At 71.0% G+C, this 17,459-nt stretch carries 14 protein-coding genes; all 14 read left to right on the forward strand.

Annotated elements, in window-relative coordinates; genetic code table 11:
• Window positions 1–50 precede the first annotated feature (50 nt).
• The 14 genes from AC1DFU_RS00210 (at window position 51) to pcaF (ending at window position 17,430) form a co-directional block, all read left to right on the forward strand.
• Window positions 51–1,412 carry a type II and III secretion system protein family protein gene (locus AC1DFU_RS00210; RefSeq protein WP_369823445.1) on the forward strand — a complete coding sequence of 454 codons (1,362 nt, stop codon included), beginning with the start codon at window positions 51–53 and terminating at the stop codon, window positions 1,410–1,412.
• Between the two features lie 4 nt (window positions 1,413–1,416).
• The gene (locus AC1DFU_RS00215) at window positions 1,417–2,649 is read left to right on the forward strand and encodes a MinD/ParA family protein (RefSeq protein ID WP_092296017.1); all 1,233 of its coding nucleotides are present in this window, start codon (window positions 1,417–1,419) and stop codon (window positions 2,647–2,649) included.
• Window positions 2,650–2,679: 30 nt separating this feature from the next.
• The gene (locus tag AC1DFU_RS00220) at window positions 2,680–3,996 is read left to right on the forward strand and encodes a TadA family conjugal transfer-associated ATPase (RefSeq protein WP_092296014.1); all 1,317 of its coding nucleotides are present in this window, start codon (window positions 2,680–2,682) and stop codon (window positions 3,994–3,996) included.
• Between the two features lies 1 nt (window position 3,997).
• Window positions 3,998–4,924 (forward strand): type II secretion system F family protein, encoded by a 927-nt coding sequence (locus AC1DFU_RS00225; RefSeq protein WP_441592666.1) that lies wholly within the window; start codon window positions 3,998–4,000, stop codon window positions 4,922–4,924.
• A gap of 22 nt (window positions 4,925–4,946) precedes the next feature.
• Window positions 4,947–5,927 carry a type II secretion system F family protein gene (locus AC1DFU_RS00230; RefSeq protein WP_441592684.1) on the forward strand — a complete coding sequence of 327 codons (981 nt, stop codon included), beginning with the start codon at window positions 4,947–4,949 and terminating at the stop codon, window positions 5,925–5,927.
• Window positions 5,928–6,725, forward strand: a complete 798-nt coding sequence (locus AC1DFU_RS00235) for a tetratricopeptide repeat protein (protein ID WP_255370857.1) — start codon at window positions 5,928–5,930, stop codon at window positions 6,723–6,725.
• Window positions 6,722–7,048, forward strand: a complete 327-nt coding sequence (locus AC1DFU_RS00240; protein WP_092296009.1) for a DUF3613 domain-containing protein — start codon at window positions 6,722–6,724, stop codon at window positions 7,046–7,048. Before AC1DFU_RS00235 ends, AC1DFU_RS00240 begins: the two co-directional genes overlap by 4 nt.
• Before the next feature lie 10 nt (window positions 7,049–7,058).
• Window positions 7,059–8,771, forward strand: coding sequence for a TadG family pilus assembly protein (locus AC1DFU_RS00245; protein ID WP_441592665.1), 1,713 nt, complete (start codon window positions 7,059–7,061; stop codon window positions 8,769–8,771).
• Between the two features lie 22 nt (window positions 8,772–8,793).
• The gene (locus AC1DFU_RS00250) at window positions 8,794–10,158 is read left to right on the forward strand and encodes a sigma 54-interacting transcriptional regulator (protein ID WP_092296006.1); all 1,365 of its coding nucleotides are present in this window, start codon (window positions 8,794–8,796) and stop codon (window positions 10,156–10,158) included.
• 119 nt (window positions 10,159–10,277) lie between these two features.
• Window positions 10,278–11,423, forward strand: coding sequence for an exonuclease SbcCD subunit D (locus AC1DFU_RS00255; RefSeq protein WP_092296244.1), 1,146 nt, complete (start codon window positions 10,278–10,280; stop codon window positions 11,421–11,423).
• A complete protein-coding gene (locus AC1DFU_RS00260; protein WP_441592664.1) occupies window positions 11,420–14,473 on the forward strand; it encodes an AAA family ATPase in 3,054 nt (1,017 codons plus the stop codon). Before AC1DFU_RS00255 ends, AC1DFU_RS00260 begins: the two co-directional genes overlap by 4 nt.
• A gap of 354 nt (window positions 14,474–14,827) precedes the next feature.
• Entirely contained in the window at window positions 14,828–15,535 is a 708-nt protein-coding gene (locus AC1DFU_RS00265) for a 3-oxoacid CoA-transferase subunit A (protein WP_092296000.1), read from the forward strand.
• A gap of 16 nt (window positions 15,536–15,551) precedes the next feature.
• Complete coding sequence (locus AC1DFU_RS00270) at window positions 15,552–16,199, forward strand: 3-oxoacid CoA-transferase subunit B (RefSeq protein WP_454757538.1); 648 nt, start codon at window positions 15,552–15,554, stop codon at window positions 16,197–16,199.
• Window positions 16,200–16,227: 28 nt separating this feature from the next.
• Window positions 16,228–17,430, forward strand: coding sequence for a 3-oxoadipyl-CoA thiolase (gene pcaF / locus AC1DFU_RS00275; RefSeq protein ID WP_441592662.1), 1,203 nt, complete (start codon window positions 16,228–16,230; stop codon window positions 17,428–17,430).
• Window positions 17,431–17,459: the final 29 nt, after the last annotated feature.

Raw genomic sequence — 17,459 nt, forward strand, 5'->3', positions numbered from 1 at the left:
CCACGCGTTACCGCGCCCTCGCACGCCCCGAGGCCTATCTATATAGAAGGATGATTCTGGCGATGGCGCTCGCGCTGGCCGCCGGCGCGGCGCTGCTGCCCGCCCGCGCCCCGGCGCAGGAGTCGCCGCCAGCCCCCCGCACGCTGCGGCTGCTGGCCGGCGCGCAGCAGGAAATCCGCCCCGGCCAGCCGCTGGAGCGCGTGGCGGTGGGCAACCCCGCCGTGGCGGACGCGCTGCTGCTCAAGCATCGCGACGGCCCGCCCAGCGTGCTCGTGGTGGCGAAGAAGCCCGGCGCCACCGACCTCAAGCTCTGGACCCGCAACGCCGCCCCGGTCAGCTACACGGTGCGGGTGGACGCCGTGGCGGCCGACGCCGATGGCGCGCAGGTCGATGTCTCGGCGGCCGGCGCCACCATCAGCGGCCAGTCGCCGGACGCCGCCGCCGCGTACCGGGCCCAGCAGGCCGCCCGCGCCGCAGTAGGTGGGACAGCAAGCGGAGCCGACGGCAAGCCGGGTGGCGTGGTCGTCGATCGCTCCACGCTGCCGGTCTCGGGCACGGTGCAGGTCGATGTGAAGGTGGTGGAGATCAGCAAGACCGTGCTCAAGGAGGTGGGCCTCAACTTCATCCGCAACAAGGGCGGCTTCACGTTCGCGCAGTTCAGCCCGTCGTCGCTGACCAAGGTCGATTTCACGTCCGGCGTGGGCACGGCCGGCGAGATGGTGTCGCCGATCAGCAGCGCGTTCAACCTGATCGCCGCGTCGGCCTCGAAGGGCATTTTCGCCAACCTGAGCCTGCTGGAGGCCAACGGCATGGTGCGCGTGCTGGCCGAGCCGAGCCTGGTGGCGCTGTCCGGGCAGAGCGCCAGCTTCCTGGCCGGCGGCGAGATCCCGATCCCGGTGCCGCAGGCGCTGGGCACTACCACCATCCAGTTCAAGCCGTTCGGCATCGGGCTGACGGTGTCGCCGACGGTGCTGTCCGGCCAGCGCATCGCGCTGAAGGTGGCGCCCGAGGCCAGCGACCTCGACCCCTCGCGCGGCATCCAGATCAACGGCGCGTCGGTGCCGGCCATCGTCACGCGCCGGGCGGACACCACCGTGGAGCTCGGCGATGGCGAGAGCTTCGTCATCGGCGGGCTGGTCAGCCGCAACACGGTCAGCAACGTCAGCAAGATTCCGTTTCTGGGCGACCTGCCGATCCTCGGCAGCTTCTTCAAGAACCTGAACTTCCATCAGGAGGACCGCGAGCTGATGATCGTCGTCACGCCGCATCTGGTGAAGCCGCTGGCCAAGGATGCGCCGGCGGTGGCGGGCGTGGGTGGCGACGACGGCCGCACCAGCAGCGACCCCAACGTCTGGGGCCGCTTCATGCTCGGCGAGTTCGCCGACCCCACGCTGCCCGGCTTCTCGAGGTAAGACCATGGACGCCCAGACCGAGGTCTTCCTGCTCAACACCGCGCGCGACGACGTGCGCCACTGGCTGGCCGGCGCGCTGGTGGGGCTCGGCACGCTGGTGGTGGAGGCCAGCTCGCAGGAGGCGGTTGCCGACCAGATCAGTGCGCTCCGGCCCGGACTGGTGTTTCTCGATTTCACGGCGCCGCACGCGGTAGCCTCGACGCGCCTGGCCGAACAGGTGACGCGCCTGTTCCCGCAGGTGCCGCTGGTGGCCGTGGGCCACGCCACCGAGCCGGACACCATGCTGGCCGCGCTGCGCGCCGGCGTGCGGGACTTTATCGACCTGCACGGCGCCACCACGCAGGCCAAGGGCGCCGTGCAGCGGCTGATGGTGCCGCGCGCCGCGCTGCGCACCGACGTGCGCGCCGTGGAGCCGGCGCGGCACGGCAAGGTGGTGGCGATGCTGGGCGCGCGTCAGGGCGTGGGCGTGACCAGCGCCGCCGTGAACCTCGCGGCGGCGGTGCGCCAGCGCGGCGCCAGCGAGGTGCTGCTGCTCGACCTCGGCCTGCCGGCGCGCGACGGCGCGCTGTACCTCAATATCGCCCCCGAATTTCATTTCGCCGAGGCGGTGCGCAACCTGCGCCGCTTCGATCAGGTGTTCGTGCGCACCGCGCTGGCGCGCCACGCCAACGGCGTGTCCGTGTTGCCGCTGCCGGGCACGCTGTCCGAGCTGCGCGATGTCTCGTACTCGGAGGCCCTGACCCTGCTGGACCGCCTGCGCGCCTTCTTCGACCTCCAGGTGGTGGACCTCGGCGGCTTCTCCAATGCCGAGTTCATGGCCCAGATCGTCAAGGCGGCCGATGCCGTGGTGATCGTCACCGAGCAGAGCGTGGGCGCCATCGTCTCCGCCGTGGAGCTGGTGCAGGAGCTGCGCAAGCGCGAGATCGAGCGGGACGACCTGCACCTGCTGGTGTCCCGCTTCGACCCGCAACTGGGCGTGGACGCCGCGCAGGTGGCCGAACGGGTGGGTGTGGCATCGGTCGGCACCCTGCCGGAACGGCGCGGCGCGCTGCTGCGCGCGGCCAACCGGGGCGCGGTGCTGGCGGACGACGACGCGGCAGACCCCTACGTGCGCGCGCTGGGCACGCTGATGGCGCGGCTGGGCTACGCCGCCGCGCCGGGCGAGGCACGCAGCATCCTGGCGCGGATGAAGGACAGGCTGCCGGAGGCGCTGCGCGCCGTCCGCACCGGCACCTGATCAGGAAGCTGGAATCAAGCTGGAACTGACATGACCCAAGCGATCGAATTTTCGGACAACGCCGCCGCACCGTTTCCTGTCTCGCAGGAGTTCCACACGATCAAGGAGGCGGCGCACGAGCACCTGCTCACGCGCATCGAGGAACTCGGCGCCGAGTTCGGCCGATGGTCGCGCACGGCGATTCATCGGTTCGTGGACCTGGAGCTGGAGAGCTTCACCCGGCTGCGCCGCATCCCGATCAACGAGGCCGAGCTGCGCCAGATGGCCGAGGCGCTGACCAAGGAGCTGGCCGGCTTCGGCCCCATCGAGGACCTGCTCAACGACCCGGCCGTGGAAGACATCCTCGTGAATGGGCACCTGGACGTCTACGTGTCGCGCCACGGCGTGCTGGAGCGGATTCCGGTGCGTTTTGCCGATGGCGGACACCTGCTGCGCATCGTGCGCCGCATCCTGGCGCCGATTGGCCGGCGGCTGGACGAGTCCAATCCGATGGTGGATGCGCGCCTGCCGGACGGCGGGCGCATCAACGTGATCATCCCGCCGCTGGCGCTGGAAGGCCCGGTGGTGTCCATCCGCAAGTTCCGCAAGGACCCGCTGACGCCGGCCGACCTGCAGGCGCTGGGCACCATGAGCCCGGAGATCAGCGAGCTGCTGGACGCCGCCGTGCGCGCCCGCTGCAACATCCTGGTCAGCGGCGGCACCAGTTCGGGCAAGACCTCGCTGCTCAACGCGCTGGCCACCTTCGTGCCGGCCACGGAGCGTGTGATCACCATCGAGGACACCGCCGAGCTGGCGCTCAACCACCCGCACGTGGTGCGGCTGGAGAGCCGGCCCGGCGGCTTCGAGGGGACCGGCACGGTCACCATCCGCGACCTGCTGCGCAACAGCCTGCGCATGCGGCCAGACCGCATCATCGTGGGCGAAGTGCGCGGCGGCGAGGTGCTGGAGATGCTCCAGGCCATGAGCACCGGGCACGATGGCTCGATGGGCACGATCCACGCCAGCAGCCCGCGCGAATGCCTGTACCGGCTGGAAATGCTGGCCGGCTTCGCCGGCTTCCAGGGCAGCGAGGTGAGCCTGCGCCGGCAGATCGCCAACGCCATCGACTTCATCGTGCAGATCGGGCGGCTGTCGAGCGGCAAGCGCCGCATCCTGTCGATTACCGAGGTGACCGGCCTGGGCGACAACATCATCTCCACGCAGGAACTCTACCGGCACGAGCCGGTGCAGAACGCGGACGGCACCGAGGGCGACCGCTGGCAGTCGCTCGGCATCCTGCCGCACTCGCCCAAGCTCGCGCGCATGCGGCCCGCGAACTTCGGGCTCGATGACCGGTTCGATCTCTGACATGGCGGTCGCCGGCCTGCTCATCGCCTCCATCGCGCTGGTGCTGCTCGGCACCGGGCTGCTGCTGCTCGCCACGGCCCGCGCGCGCGGGCAGGCGGAGCACGCGCGCGCCCATCTCACCGCCCAGACCGAGCAGGTGCGGGCGCGCTACGCCACCGCCGCCGACCCGGCCCCGCAAGCCGGCGCGCGCGACCTGCGCCGCCGCGGGACCGACCTGCTGCGCCGCGCCGACCTCGCGCCGACCCGCGCCACGGCGCTGCGCTGGGGCACCCCGGTGGCCACGCTGGTGCTGTTCGGCGGCCTGATCGGCGGTGCGGTGGGCGCGGGCGCCATGTTGGTGACTGGCGTGGCGCTGGCGGCTTTCCTGCTCTGGGTGCGCATCCGGCGCGTGCGCGAGAAGATGCTGCGCCAGTTGCCGGGCTTTCTCGATGGCGTGGTGCGGCTGATGACCATCGGCAGCAGCGTGCCGGCCGCCTTCCAGAACTCCGTGGCGAACACCGAGGCGCCGCTGCGCCAGTGCCTGGTGCAGGCCATCCACCTCCAGCGCGCCGGCAAGGAACTCGATCAGGCGGTGCTGATGGTGGGCCGCGCCTATGACCTGTCCGAACTGGTGATCGTGTCGTCGGTGCTGCGCCTGTCCGTGCGCTACGGCGGCCGGGCCGATGTGGTGATGGAGCGCACCGCCACCTTCATGCGCGACCGCGAGGAAGCGCAGCGCGAGCTGATGGCGCTGTCGGCGGAGACGCGGCTGTCGGCGTGGGTGCTGGGACTGCTGCCGCTGGTGGTGGCCGGCGGCCTGTTCGTGATGAACGCCGGCTACATCCTGCTGATGTGGCGCGACCCGATGGGCAAGGCGATGCTGCTGACCGCGCTGGGGCTGGAGGTGGTCGGCGCCCTCCTGCTGTATCGGCTGGCCAAGTCGATATGAGGGCGCGCGCATGGGCATGACGATCGACATGACGACCCTGCTCTCGATGAGCCTGCTGGCCGCCGCCGGGGCGGCGGGGCTGCTCGCGTGGCCGCTGGTGCGGCAATGGCGCCAGCGCCGCGCCACCACGCGCACGCTGGACGCCGCGCTGGACCGGCAGGCGGCACGCGCAGCGGCCACGCCAGCTTCGCCACCGGCCGCCGCGCCCGCGACAGCGCCTGCCGCATCGCCCGATCCCGCTACGCCGGGCGCACGCTTCGGCGAGATCTGGCTCAGCTCGAAGCTGGGCCGCGCCGTGATCACCGCCGAGGAACAGCGGCTGCTGGAGCAGTGCGGCTACTACGGCGTGCGTCCGCGCGCAGTGTTTGGCGGGCTGCGCGTGGCGGTGCCCGTTGCGCTGGCGATGGCGGTCTTCGCCTGGCGGCTGCCGGTGTCGCTGGCGGGGGCCATCGGCTGGGGCTTCGTCACCTTCGCGGTGGGCTTCCTGCTGCCCAAGCTGGCCCTGCGCCGCCGCGCGAAGCAGCGGCTGGCGCGGGTGGCGGACGAACTGCCGGTGCTGATCGACATGCTGCGGCTCCTGCAGGGCGTGGGGCTGTCCATCGACCAGAGCCTCCAGATCATCGTGGTCGAGTTCGGCAGCATGCTGCACGTGCTCGGCCCCGAGTTGCAGCGCGCGAACCAGCAGTTCGCCTCGGGCCGCTCGCGCGAGCAGACGCTGCAGCGCATCGGCAAGCTGTTCGACGATGAAGACCTCAAGGGCCTGATCACGCTGCTGACGCAGGTGGACCGCCACGGCGGGGCGGTGCAGGAGCCGCTGCGCCAGTTCGGCGAGCGGCTGCAGACCGCGCGCAAGGCGCGCATGAAGGACAAGATCGGCCGGCTCACGGTGAAGATGACCGGCGTGATGGTGGTCAGCCTGCTGCCGGTGCTGCTGATCCTCACCGCCGGCCCGGGCTTCCTGGGCGTGATTCGCATGCTGGCGCGCATGAACGGAGGGCACTGAATGACGAAACCGATGATCGCCATGGTCGTGACACTGCTGCTGGCGGGCTGCGCGAGCCAGAGCCAGCAGAGCGCCGAGGCGCTGGCGCAGCAGGCGGAGGCGCAGATCGCGCTGGCCAAGCTGCGCGACAAGGAGGCGCGTGCCGAGTACAACGACCAGGCCGTCTATCTCGGCCTGATCGCCCGGATGCAGCAGGAGGGGCTGTACTTCGCCTCGCTGGCGCATATCGACGCGTTCCAGCAGCGTTTCGGCACCCAGCCGGGCGTGCAGTTGATGCGCGCCGCCGCGCTGCGCGAGACCGGCCAGGACGACGCGGCGCTGGCCGCCTACCGCGAGCTGCTGAGTACCGACCGCGCCGCCGCCGCGCATCACGGCATCGGACTGGTGCTGGGACGGCAGGGCGATTTCGTGCGCGCCGCCGTTTCGCTGCGGCAGGCCGCCACGCTCGATCCGGTGAACCCGCAGGTGGCCAACGACCTCGGCTACGCGCTGATGCGCGGCGGCGCGCTGCAGGACGCGCGCATTCCGGTGATGCAGGCGCTGCAGCTGGACGGCAGCAACCCCCGCATCGTCAGCAATGCGGCGGTATGGCTGTGGGCGAGCGGCAAGCGCGCCGAGGCCAACGCGATGATGCAGCGGGCCGCCATGCCCGAGACCACGCGGACCGCCATCCGCAAGGAAGGCGACCGAGTCGCCCGCGCGGCGCTGGCCCGCGAGCGCACGCCCGCCACCAAGCCGCTGGCGCTGCTGGCCCCGGCCAACGCCATCGCCATCGCTGCTTCAGGAGCCGCACAATGACCATCCGTCGATTTTCCAGTGTCGTGGCGCTGCTGGCGCTGCTGATCGCCGCGCCGGTATCGGCCCAGCCCGCCGACCCCCAGCCAACGACCGCCCAACTCCCGGTCGGCCAGCAGACGCGCACGCTGTTGGAGATCCAGCGCAACGGCTCGCAGGCCGGCGCGGCGATCCCGCTCGGCGGCGAGCAGGCCGCCATCGGCTATGAGCGATATATGCGCAGCTTCCGCTACGAGCTGCCGGAGTTTTTCACCAGCCAGGCCACCGGCAGCCCACTGCGCGGCGGCGCCGGCAGCGGTACGCCCGCCGTGCCAAACGGGCAGTAAGGCCACGGCCATGCGTCCGCTCCGAGCCCATCGCCACGCGCGCGGCGCCGTCAGCCTGATGGCGGCGCTGCTGATCGCCACGGTCGGCGTAGCCGCGCTGGTGTCGATCGACGTCGGCCATGTGTTCTACAGCCAGCGCCAGTTGCAGAAGATGGTCGATCTGGCCGCGCTCTCGGGCGCGCAGCAACTCAAGCGGGCCGCCGACCTGCCCACCACCACGGCCAGCGTGCTCGGCAGCGTGACGGCGGCGGCGGCGCAGAACGGCTATGCGTCGGGCGTGAGCGCCAATTGCGCCGATGTGGCCGGCGGCGGCGCCGATGGCCTGCGCGCTTGCCTGGGCCTGTGGGACCCGGCCAACCCGGCCAACGGCGACAGCGTGCGCCACTTCAACGCCGCCTATCCGGCCGCCACCGTCTCGCCCAACGCGGTGCGCGTGCAGGCCACCTACACGGTGCCGGTGCTGTTCGTGCTGCCTGGCACGGCATCCCGGCAGTTGCGCGCGGAGGCCATCGCGGCCGGCAGCCCGCCCGTGGCGTCGTTCACGCTCGGCAGCGGCGTGCTCGACGTCTCCACGGCCAGCGGCATGCTCGGCCTGCTGCTCGGCAACACGGTGACCCTGTCCGTGCTGGACTGGAGCGGGCTGGTCGGCGCCAATGTCACGCTGGAGCAGCTTCGCCTGCAAGCCGGCGTGGGCACCATCGACCAGCTGCTCAACGCCACGCTGTCGATCCAGCAGTTCTACGCGCTGGTGCTCGGTGCGGCGGGCAAGAGCGCGCTGCTAAACGCGGCGCTTGGCAGCCCGGTGACGCAGCTGGGGGTGAGCGGGATTGGCACCACGGTGACGCTGGCGAAGATGCTCGATCTGGGCGTGCTCACGCCGGCGGCCTCGTCGGCGGCGGAGGTGGCCGTGAACGTGGCCTCGCTGCTGACCACGGCGGCCTACGTGGCGCGCGGGACCAGTGCGATCGACCTGGACAAGATCTCGGTCAACGTCGGCCTCGGCTCGGTGGGCGGCAAGCTCTATATCGTGCAGCCGCCGCAGGTGGCGGTGGGGCCGGCGCGGCAGTTGCCCGGCGGCACGTGGCAGACCACGGCCACCACGGCGCAACTGGGGCTGTGGCTGGCGGTGAAGGCCAATCTGCCCGTGCTGGGGCTGGCCAGCGCAGACGTCAACCTGCCGGTCTGGGTGCGCGTGGGGCAGGCGCGGGGCGACCTGACCAACGTCCAGTGCGCGGCCAACCCGGCGCAGCGGCGCGCCACGGTCAACGTGATCCCGGACGTGCTGACCACCTGCGTGGCCGATGGGGCGAAGCCGCAGTGCGCGCCGGCGGCGACGGTGGTGGAGCTGGCCTCGGTGAAGGTGCTTGCCGGCGTGCTGTCGACCAGGGTCGTCGCCAATCCCAAGCCGGATGTCACGCCGATGAACCCGCTCAACGACGTGGTGCTGGCGCCGGGCGGCAGCGCCACCACGTCATCGACCAAGCCGTTGTCCCGCGCCATCACGGACATGGTCCGCAACCTCAACCCCGATGTGACGGTGGGCCTTGGCGTGCTGGGCATCCCGCTGAACGTCGGGGCCTTGCTCGATGCCCTGCTGCCTCCCATCGCGGGCCTGCTGGACGCCCTGCTTATCCCGCTGACGTCCACGCTCGGCATCCGGCTCGGCAATGCCGACCTGTGGCTGAACGGGGTCGATTGCAACAACGCCGAACTGGTCTACTGAAGGTCTACTGAAGCGAACCATCATGAAAGCCGACCGCTGGGCCTACGAGACCCTGGAAGTCTATGTCTGGGAAGGCAAATACGAGATTGCCGACCGCGTGGCGCGCTTCCTGACGCCGCTGGGCGTGGAGGTGATCCGCGCCGGCGCGCTGGACGCGCTGCCCGCCGAGCCGCGCGTGAAGCCGTGCATCGCTGTCATCAGCGCCTCGGCCATCGGCGCGGCCAAGTTCACGCTCGACTGGGAGGCCGCGCACGGCATGCCGGTGATCTGGGTGGGCGCGCCGGACCGGGAAGTCGACCCCGGCCGCTTTCCGCCCGAGTACGCGCACATCCTGCCGCACGACTTCACCGGCGCCGACCTGCGCACGCAGATCGGCAAGCTGATGCCGCAACTGCTGGCCGCCGCCGCTACCGGCCCGGACGTGGCCGACCTCGTCGCCGGCTCGCCGGCCATGCTGCAGCTGATGTCGCACGTCGACACCTACGCGGACTTCGGCAGCAACGTGATGCTGTACGGCGAGACTGGCGCCGGCAAGGAGCGCATCGCGCGGCTGTTCCACGAGCGCAATACCCGCTACGGCAAGGGGCCGTTCGTCGCCGTGAACTGCGGGGCGATTCCGGACGGGCTGTTCGAGTCCCAGTTCTTCGGCCACGCCAAGGGCGCGTTCACGGGGGCGATGTTCGCCCACCGGGGCTACTTCGAGCAGGCCACCGGCGGCACGCTGTTCCTCGATGAAATCGGCGATTTGCCGCTGTTCCAGCAGGTCAAGCTGCTGCGGGTGCTGGAGGAAAACGCGCTGACGCGGCTGGGATCGACCATGCCGGTGAAGCTGGACTTCCGGCTCGTGGCGGCCACCAACAAGGACCTGCGCGAGGCGGTGAGCCAGGGCCGCTTCCGCGCCGACCTCTATTTCCGGCTGGCCGTGATCGAGCTGCGCATCCCCAGCCTGGAGGACCGTGGCGCGGCGGACAAGGTGGGCCTGCTGGTGTCCTTCCTGCGCCATATGCTCGGCCCGGCCGGCTTCGACGCCCTGCCGCCGCTGCCGGACTGGCTGCGCGGCGCCGTAGGCACGGCGTTCTTCATCGGCAATGTGCGGGAGCTGCGCAACCTGGCCGAGCGGATCGGCATCACCGTGCAGCAGTGCGGCCATTGGGACGAGGAACGCATCCGCCCGCTGTTCCGCGCGCTGCGCCCGGGTGCCTTCGACGGCACCGAGCGCGCCGACCCGCGTGGCGACGCCGAGGAGCGCCGCCGCATCATCGCGGCGCTGGACGCCAACGGCTGGCGCCGGCAGGACACCGCCGCCTGCCTCGGCATCAGCCGCAAGGTGCTGTGGGAGAAGATGCGCAAGTACCAGATCGCCGACAGCGAAGCGGAGCCGGCCTGAGGCAGCGACCACACAGGGGAGGGGATACAGGGGGATGCGGCGCCGGGGGCTGCAACGTTATGATGCGGGACCGCGCGGCCCGGCCGTGCTTCTCGCGCCACGGCGCCGAAGGATTCAGATTGCGTTTTCTCCACACCGCCGACTGGCATCTTGGTCGGCTGTTCCACGCCCGCAGCCTGCTCGAAGACCAGGCTCATGTGCTCGACCAGTTCGTCGCGCTGGTCCGTGACGTACGGCCAGACGCCGTGCTGATCGCGGGCGATGTCTACGACCGCGCCGTGCCACCGCCCGAGGCCGTGGCGCTGCTGGACGACGTGCTGGCGCGCATCGTCGTGGAGGCGGGCGTGCCCGTGGTGATGATCGCCGGCAATCACGACAGCGCGCACCGGCTCGGCTTCGGCGCTCGCCTGATGGCCGCGCAGGGGCTGCACGTGGCGGGGCGCACCGGGCCGCAGGCCAGTTGCGTGACGCTGCACGACGCCGACGGCGAAGTGCGCATCTATGCGCTGCCCTACGCGGAGCCGGCCGCCGTGCGCGATGCGCTCGGGCTGGACCTGCCCAGCCACGAAGCGGCGCTTCAGGCACAGCTGGCGGCCATCCGCGCCACCCATCCGGCCGGTGTGCGCGCCGTGGCGGTGGCCCACGCCTTCGTGGTGGGCGGGACGGTGAGCGAGTCGGAGCGGCCGCTTTCCGTCGGCGGCAGCGGGGCGGTGGCGGCGGAGGTGTTCGCCGGCTTCGATTTCGTCGCGCTCGGTCACCTGCACCGGCCCCAGACCATCGGCGAGCGGGTGCACTACTCGGGCTCGCTGCTCAAGTACTCGCTGTCGGAAACCGAGCACATGAAGTCGGTGTCGCTGGTGGAGATAGACGGCGCCGGGCAGGTGACGATCGAGCCGATCGCCCTCCAGCCGCTGCGCGACCTGCGCGTGCTCCAGGGCGAACTGGCCACGCTGCTGGCGCAGGGCATGGACGACCCGCGCCGCGACGACTATATCTATGCAGTGCTGTCCGATACCGGCGCGCTGCTGGACCCGATGGCGCGGCTGCGCCAGGTCTACCCGAATGCGCTGGCGATGGAGCGCACGGTGCTGGCGCGCACCGGGCAGGCCAGCGCGGCGGGGCGGCAGTTGCGGGAACTCGATACGGGCACGCTGTTCGCCAACTTCTTCCGCGAGGTAGCGGACGCGGATCTTGACGGCGATCAGCGCCGGACGCTGGACGACCTGCTGGCCGACATGGCCGCGGCGGAAAGGGAATCGGCATGAAACCGCTGCACCTGACGCTCCAGGCATTCGGCCCGTTCGCGGCCACGGAGACCATCGACTTCACAAAGCTGGGCGATCAGGCGTTCTTCCTGATCCACGGCCCCACGGGCGCCGGCAAGACCACGCTGCTCGACGCGATCTGCTTCGCGCTGTACGGCGACACCTCGGGCGGCGAGCGCAACCCGCAGGACATGCGCAGCGCCAACGCCGATCCGGCGCTGCGTACCGAAGTCACGCTGGAATTCTGCCTGGGCGCCACGCGCTACCGGGTCACGCGCTCGCCCACGCAGGACCGGCCGAGCCAGCGCGCGGCCGGCGGCTTCGTCAAGGAGGCCGCCAAGGCGCAGCTCGACGTGATGATGGACGACGGCTGGCGGAGCAAGGCGACCCAGCCGAACCGCGTGGGCGATGCCGTGCGCGACCTGCTCGGCTTCGACAGCGCGCAGTTCCGGCAGGTGATCGTGCTGCCGCAGGGGCGCTTCCGCGAACTGCTGACGGCTGACTCGCGCGCGCGGCAGGCGATTCTGGAGCGGCTGTTCCGTACCGAGCTGTATCGCCGCGTGGAGGAGCACCTCAAGGATCAGGCGGCAGGCATCCGGCGCGAGGCCGACGAGATCGGGCTGCGCCGCCGCACGCTGCTGGAGCAGTACACGCTGCCGTCGACGGAGGCGCTCGCGGAGCGCATCGCCACGCAGCAGGAGGCGCTGCTGGGCTTGCAGCAGCGTGAAGCGCTGGCGCGCGCCGCGAGCGAAGCGGCGCAGGCGTCGCTGCGCAAGGGCGAGATGGAACAGGCGCAGCGCACGGCGTGGCAGGAGGCCGAGGCCACGCACGCGCGCCTGAGCGCCCGTACGCCGGCCATGGATCTGGAGCGCGCCCGGCTGCGGGCCGCCCAGCGCGCGGCGCACATGACCCCGGTGGCGCGCAATGCTGAGGCGGCGCGCCGCGAGCAGGGCGCCTCCCGCGAGGCGCTGGCCCGGGCCGAGGCCGCCGCCGCGCGCGCCCGGCTCGAGGCGGATGCCGCCACCGTCGCCCTGCGTGCCGAACTGGCCCGCGCCGAGGAACGGCAGGCGGCGCAGCGGAGCGCGAGGACGCTGGAAGACCTGCTGCCGCGTGCGCGGCAGCTTGGCCTGCTGCAACACGCGCTGGCGCAGGCCAATGCCACCCTGACCCACGCGCAGGCGGCGCACGCCAAGGCTGTGGCGGCGCTGGATGCCGGCACCAAGCGCCAGCAGGCGCTGGACGAGGCGCTGGCGCGGGCGCGCGCCACGGCGGCCCCGCTCGACGTCACGCGGCTGCAGCGCGACAACGCGCGCGAGCGCCTGGCGCGCATCGGCAAATATCGACAGGTGGAAGTTGCCCTGCCGCCGCTGCGCGCGGCGCAGACGGCTGCCCAGACGCAATGGACCCGGGCCACCGCCGCACGCGACACCGCGCGGGCCGCGCTGGCGCAGTCGGAAGCCGCCTGGCGCGTGGGACAGGCCGCGCGGCTGGCTGCCGGGCTGCATCGTGGCGATGCCTGCCCGGTGTGCGGCGGCACCGATCACCCGGCGCTGGCGCAGCAGGTGCTGGCGCTGGTGACCGATGACGACCTCGACGCGAGCCGCGCCGCGCTCCAGCGTGCCGACGAGGCACTCGCCGAGGCCACGGCGGCACGCCAGAAGGCCGATGCGGATGTGGCGCAGGCCGAGCAGCGGCTGGCCGATATCGCTGAATCGATCGACGATGGTTCGGAAGACGGCGCGCGCCGGCTGGAGGCCGACGTGGCTGCACTGTCCGCCGCCGTGACGCAGGCGGAGGCGGCAGCGCGCCGAGCGCAGGAACTGGAAGCGGCGGCCACGCAGGGCCGGGCGGCGCTCGCCACCAGCGAGGCTGCCGCCAGCGCCGCCGATGCGCAGGCGCGCGCCGCCGCGCAGGATCAGGCCAAGCGCGAGGGCGAATGGCAAGCCGCCAGCGCGCAGGTGCCAGCCGAATCGCGCGATCCCGATGTGATCGCCACATCGCTCGAAGCGGCCCGCCGCCATGCCGGCGCGCTGGAAGCGGCGTTGGAAGTGGCACAGGCTGCGGACCGGCAGGCAGCGGCGACGCTCTCCGGCAGCCAGGCCGCGCTGGCATCGGCCCAGCAGCACGTGGCCCAGGCCGACGCGCGTACGGTCCAGTGCGACACCGAGTTGGCCGATGCGCTGGCGCAGGCCGGGTTCGCCGATGTCACGGCCTATGCCGCCGCCACGCTCGCGCCGGACGCCATCGCCACACTCGACGAAGCCGTGCGCCGTTTCGATATCGATCTGGCCACCGCTGCCGAGCACCGCGCGCGCACCGCCGCCATCGCCCAGGCCATCGCCGCGCCGGACCTGCCCGCGCTGCTGGCTGCGCGTGACACGGCGGCCGTGCAGTTGGAGGATGCCATCCGCCAGCGCACCGAACTCGCCGCCGCGCGCGACGCGCTGCTGCAATGCCAGGCCCTGCTCGATGCGCTGGCCGAGGACAGCCGCGATGTGGAGGCGCGCTACGCCGTGCTGGGCCGGCTCTCGGAGGTGGCCAACGGCAACAATCCGCGCCGCATGACGTTCCAGCGCTTTGTGCTGGCGACCCTGCTGGACGAGGTGCTCGAGGCGGCGTCGCTGCGGCTGATGCGCATGAGCCGGGGCCGCTACGCCTTGCAGCGCGTGCGCGAGCAGGGCGACCAGCGCGTGGCGGGCGGGCTCGATCTCGAAGTGTTCGACCATGACACCGGCAGCGCGCGGCCCGCCAATACGCTGTCTGGGGGGGAGGGGTTCCTGGCCTCGCTGTCGCTGGCGCTGGGGCTGGCCGATGTGGTGCAGTCGCGCGCCGGCGGCATCCAGCTCGACACGCTGTTCGTGGACGAAGGTTTCGGCACGCTGGACCCGGAAAGCCTCGATTTTGCGATCCGCACGCTGCTGGACCTCCAGCAGGCGGGCCGGCTGGTCGGCATCATTTCGCACGTGACCGAGTTGCGCGAGCGCATCGATGTGCGGCTGGAGGTACGCCCCGGTGTGAGCGGCAGTCAGGCCGTGCTGCGTCTACCCTGAAGGGATGGCGGCCACCCCTCGCGGGCGGGTGCGATTATCGCCCGCCACGGGACCGGCCGCCTTGACCCTGTTTCCGCGCCGGGTGTAACCTTTGTTCAGTCTGCGAATTGGAGTTCGAATAGCGAACTTTCAGCAGGATTCGCAGGTTTCAGATGCACTCATGGCCGCACACAGACGGCCGCCAAGACAACACCAAGATTGTTGGACCCGGTCTGCGCCCGTCACCATGCCCCCAGGCATGGGACAGACGGCGCGGACGCCCCGTCCTGCATGACGCCGGAGACAGTTTTGCGTGCCGCCCCCTTGCGGCTGGTCCCGGCCCTCGCTGCCGGACTTTTCCGTACTGGAACGCAAGTGATCAACAAGCTATATGACTCGGTGGAAGCGGCAGTGGCCGGTATCCACGACGGCGCCACGATCCTGATTGGCGGCTTCGGCATGGCCGGCATGCCGGCCGAGCTGATCGACGCGCTGATCGCACAAGGCGCACGCGACCTCACCATCGTCAACAACAACGCCGGCAACGGCGACACCGGCCTGGCCGCGCTGCTCAAGACCAAGCGCGTGCGCAAGATCATTTGCTCGTTCCCGCGTCAGGTGGATTCGTACGTGTTCGACTCGCTCTACCACGCCGGCGAGATCGAGCTGGAACTGGTGCCGCAGGGCAACCTGGCCGAGCGCATCCGCGCCGCCGGCGCCGGCATCGGCGGGTTCTTCACCCGCACCGCCTACGGCACCCCGCTGGCCGAAGGCAAGGAAACCCGCATCATCGACGGCAAGGGCTATGTGTTCGAGTCGCCGATCCACGCCGACTTCGCGCTGATCAAGGCCGACACGGCGGACCGCTGGGGCAACCTCACCTACCGCAAGACCGCCCGCAACTTCGGGCCTATCATGGCCATGGCCGCCAAATGCGCCATTGTGCAGGTGAGCCACATCGCGGAACTGGGCGAGCTGGACCCCGAGCACATTGTCACGCCGGGCCTGTTCGTCAAGCGCGTGGTCAAGATCGAAGGCGCCGCCCAGGCCGCCAAAGCCGCCAACGCCGATCAAGCCGCCTGAAGCCAAGGAGATCACAATGAACCGCCTGACCCGCGACCAGATGGCCGCCCGCGTGGCCCAAGACATTCCCGACGGTGCCGTGGTGAACCTCGGCATCGGCCTGCCCACCCTGGTGGGCAACCACCTGCCGGCCGACCGTGAAATCCTGCTCCAGAGCGAAAACGGCCTGCTCGGCATGGGCCCCGCGCCCGCGGCCGGCCAGGAAGACGGCGACCTGATCAACGCCGGCAAGCAGCCGGTGACGATCAAGGCCGGCGGCTCCTACTTCCACCATGCCGACTCGTTCGCGATGATGCGTGGCGGTCACCTCGACTTCTGCGTGCTGGGCGCGTTCCAGGTCTCGCAGACCGGCGACCTGGCCAACTGGCACACCGGCGCGCCGGGCGCCATCCCCGCCGTGGGCGGTGCGATGGACCTGGCCATCGGCGCCAAGCAGGTGTTCGTGATGATGGAACACCAGACCAAGCAGGGCGAAAGCAAGGTCGTGCGCGAGTGCACCTACCCGCTGACGGGCATCGGCTGCGTCACGCGGATCTACACCGACCTGGCGACCATCGACGTGACGCCGGACGGTCTGGTCGCCCGCGACCTCGTCGACGGCCTGAGCTTCGACGAACTCCAGCGCCTGACCGGCGTGCCGCTGCTGCAGCCCGTGGCCGCCTGACCCATACCAAAGACGAGTGAGACAGAACATGACTGACGCTTTCATCTGCGACGCCATCCGTACCCCCATCGGCCGTTATGCCGGCAGCCTGTCCGCGGTGCGCCCGGACGACCTCGGCGCCGTGCCGCTGCGCGCCCTGATGGCGCGTAACCCGAACCTGGACTGGTCCGCCATCGATGACGTGATCTACGGCAACGCCAACCAGGCTGGCGAGGACAACCGCAACGTGGCGCGCATGTCGTCGCTGCTGGCGGGCCTGCCTGAGGCCGTGCCCGGCGCCACCATCAACCGCCTGTGCGGCTCCGGCATGGACGCCACCGGCACGGCCGCGCGCGCCATCAAGTCCGGCGAAGCCACGCTGATGATCGCCGGCGGCGTGGAAAGCATGAGCCGCGCCCCGTTCGTGATGGGCAAGGCCACCTCGGCCTTCTCGCGCGATGCGCAGATCTTCGACACCACCATCGGCTGGCGCTTCATCAACCCGGCGATGCGTGCCGCCTACGGCGTGGACTCGATGCCCGAGACCGCCGAGAACGTCGCCACCGACTACAAGATCAGCCGCGAAGACCAGGATCTGATGGCGCTGCGCAGCCAGGAGAAGGCTTCCCGCGCCCAGGCCGACGGCACGCTGGCCCAGGAAATCACGGCGGTCACCATTCCGCAGAAGAAGGGCGACGCCATCGTGGTGGAGCGCGACGAACATCCGCGTGCCACCAGCATGGAAGCGCTGGCCAAGCTCCGCGGCGTGGTCCGCGCCGACGGCACGGTCACCGCGGGTAACGCCTCGGGCGTGAACGACGGCGCCTGCGCCCTGCTGCTGGCCAGCGAGGCCGGCCTGAAGCAACACGGCCTGACCCCGCGTGCCCGCATCGTCGGCATGGCGACTGCCGGCGTGGCGCCGCGCGTGATGGGCATCGGCCCGGCCCCGGCTACCCAGAAGCTGATGAAGCAGTTGGGCATGTCGCTGGACCAGATCGACGTGATCGAACTGAATGAGGCGTTTGCTGCACAAGGGCTGGCCGTGCTGCGCCAGCTCGGCATCGCCGACGATGACAAGCGCGTGAACCCCAACGGCGGCGCCATCGCGCTGGGCCACCCGCTCGGCATGAGCGGTGCCCGCCTGGTGACCACGGCGATGTACCAGCTGCATCGCACCGGCGGCCGCTACGCGCTGTGCACGATGTGCATCGGCGTGGGCCAGGGCATCGCCATGGTGATCGAACGCGTCTGACCGTTGCTGAACGTGTCCTGACGGGCTTG

The sequence above is a fragment of the Cupriavidus sp. 10L45 genome (genome assembly GCF_056395225.1).